At 51.5% G+C, this 2,491-nt stretch carries 3 protein-coding genes; all 3 read right to left on the bottom strand.

Annotated features, from left to right (window positions below; genetic code table 11):
* Positions 1 to 302: 302 nt before the first annotated feature.
* Positions 303 to 755: a hypothetical protein gene (locus tag RY831_RS31880; RefSeq protein ID WP_326510321.1), complete on the bottom strand. Its 453-nt coding sequence runs from the start codon at positions 753 to 755 to the stop codon at positions 303 to 305.
* 941 nt (positions 756 to 1,696) lie between these two features.
* Positions 1,697 to 2,083, bottom strand: a complete 387-nt coding sequence (locus RY831_RS31875; protein ID WP_326510320.1) for a DUF488 domain-containing protein — start codon at positions 2,081 to 2,083, stop codon at positions 1,697 to 1,699.
* Between the two features lie 53 nt (positions 2,084 to 2,136).
* Complete coding sequence (locus RY831_RS31870) at positions 2,137 to 2,427, bottom strand: GNAT family N-acetyltransferase (RefSeq protein ID WP_326510319.1); 291 nt, start codon at positions 2,425 to 2,427, stop codon at positions 2,137 to 2,139.
* Between the last annotated feature and the right edge of the window lie 64 nt (positions 2,428 to 2,491).

Below are 2,491 nucleotides of genomic sequence, written 5' to 3'. Positions count from 1 at the left end.
CCGAGTCCTCCTTGCCATGGCCCGGGGGCGCCGAGCCCGCCATGTCGCGTCACCACGCCTTGTTTCGCCGGCAAACCACCTCGGCCTCGCCTAGGCCGGTCAAACCGAAAGCGCTCTAGCTTGTCGAGCCGTCGCCCAGGGCAAGCCTCGCATGCCGCATCATGACGGCAAGATTTATTGGGATTACAACGTTCGTTTGTAACTTAACTCGGCGCGCAGCGAACGGATCCGTGCGTTGACTGTAATTCAGGTCGGGAAAAGGAAGAGCAGCGAGGGGGGAGACAGTTGGAATGAATCGACGATCAGCTGGCGGTGGATCTTAATTGAAGCGCGGAGATGTACCACGCCCTGCTTGTGTCTGCTGTATCGAGAATGGCATCAAGTACGCTGATATCGTCAGCAAAGTCACTGATAGGCATGTGTCTCAGCAGGATGTAGCGACCCTCATCAGCATGCCACAATAACTCCATGTCTTCGGCGGGTGCGACGGTACTTGACAGCGGTGTGTGCGCTCGCGAAGAGTAGTTGACTCGTCCGCTGCGAGGTAGCAAGGCAATGATCGAAAGACACTGCATGCCATTGTTATTCAATAGTGTCGTCCGGGTCGCGATATCGCCGAACTGTAGCTCAAGTACGGGAGCGGTATGATCGCTATCATCCTGCGCAGTGATCTCAGCCAGCTCTCGCAACAACTGGTCCATTGCTGCGATAGAGCCGTCGAGCGCCTTGATTGTACCTGGAACAGTGTGCGACAAGATGATGTCCTTTTTACCTATTAATGATCAGCAGATAACTTTAGAGCAGAGATCTGCCCAACGGCAGATGCCTATTCTACCTAAGCAACAAAAAATCGCGAATAAGTTGCTTCGCTTGTGGGGAATGCGTAACAACTTTGTGCAGCTGCCAGGTGCAACAAACTAAATTCTTAGTCGATGTCGAATAGTTCATGCGTCGGTTGGAGTCGAAACGTCCATTGGTTTGCAGATGGTAAAACGCAATTTATTCAAGTAAAAATCCATTGATAGCGCGTCGATTTTCAACATAACTATGACGCACTAATGCTGCACATTGAGCACGAACCAAATTTTAGCTTTGATGCGTTACATACCAAAAATATAGATCACTAAATTCTGTGATAGTGATCGGCAGGGTATTCGAGCACGTGAGCAATTTGGCGATATACATTAACACGTAGGCGAATTACACTATTGTCTAGTAGTGTCTTAAACACTTTATCGCGCTAAGCCAAAGTCGAAATTATCCATATTCTTATAAATAAGTTCATCCTAATTGCGTAATCAATCATCGCGGAAGATCACATTGCATGATCGCCGATTGTTTGAATCAAATAGGCATTAACCATGGACGATGCTTTATCTCAACTTAGAAATGAAGAGCCCTGTACCGTCATTACTAAGGACGGAAGAATACGCAAGGCTGCCTGGCTTCGACCTATTCGAAGGTTCTGGTACAAAGATGAACCAACGGGACTAGCCGATCCCGACGATGTTGAAGAATGGTGGCCAGCAGCGTTAAAAAAATAAGATCAATATGAAATGATTTAGGGATCACTGTTATGGATGTTGAGTAAAGTAAATTGACATTTCCTCCTCGCCAACTTTCTTCAACATATATTGCACAAGTAATTAAACATAGCTAGAACATACGCTGACGTGCTGAAGCGCCGGATTTCCAATCAGGCCAGATCCGCTCCCCGCTCAAGCAGCAAGGTGCGCAGTATCGATCGATGGCAGCGGGCTTCGTCCTCGCAGTAGCAGCCCACCGCCAACTCGGCCTGATGCGACAGCGCGGCGAGCAGGTCCAGCGAGCGGCTCGCTTCCGGCTTTTTCATCTCCGCGATGTATTTCCGCCGGAAGCGTGACCAGGAACGCTCATCTTCCGCGGATTGCGCTTCCTTCAGCAAGGCTTCGCTGGGCGCGAGGTTCGGATACCAGACATCGTAGAAATCCTTGCGTGCATGGTCTTCCTTCTTGACGCCGCGCGGCGGGCGGCGCACCGTCCCGATACGTAATCCCTCATTTTCGCCGCGCGGACTGCCCAATCTTACGATTCGTATCGCCATGTCTTGACCCTCGAGTGACAAGACATTGTAGACCTGCGGCAAGCCGCGCGTGATCAGTGCCGGACGTTGAATGCTTCATGGTAGGACACGATCCCGGCAGGCACGCCTGTCTCGAAGGCAATGGCTTGAAAATATTCCGGCCGGACGCCGGGGAAGGCCAGCGTGGGCACAGGCTCAAAACCGAAGCGACGGTAATAACCGGGTTCGCCAAGCACGACGCATCCACATGCACGCAAGCCCCGGAGCTTGAGCAGGGCCTGTTCGACGAGGCGCGATCCTATCTTTCTTCCCTGATATGCCGGTGCCACGGATAACGGCCCCAGGCCATACGGTAAGCCCCCCATTTTTAAAGCGGCCTGAAGGTAGAGACTATGCGGCCAAGGCTAATTTCTGTTTTGGCGTGATACC

This window comes from Noviherbaspirillum album, assembly GCF_035916955.1.
Taxonomy (GTDB): Bacteria; Pseudomonadota; Gammaproteobacteria; order Burkholderiales; family Burkholderiaceae_D; genus Noviherbaspirillum; species Noviherbaspirillum album.
This window is presented reverse-complemented; position numbering and strand designations above follow the sequence as displayed.

What these genes read in the sequence shown, in the direction of transcription:
- RY831_RS31875 (WP_326510320.1), bottom strand. Translation starts at nt 2,083, where the DNA reads ATGGCGATACGAATCGTAAGATTGGGCAGTCCGCGCGGCGAAAATGAG.
- RY831_RS31870 (WP_326510319.1), bottom strand. Translation starts at nt 2,427, where the DNA reads ATGGGGGGCTTACCGTATGGCCTGGGGCCGTTATCCGTGGCACCGGCA.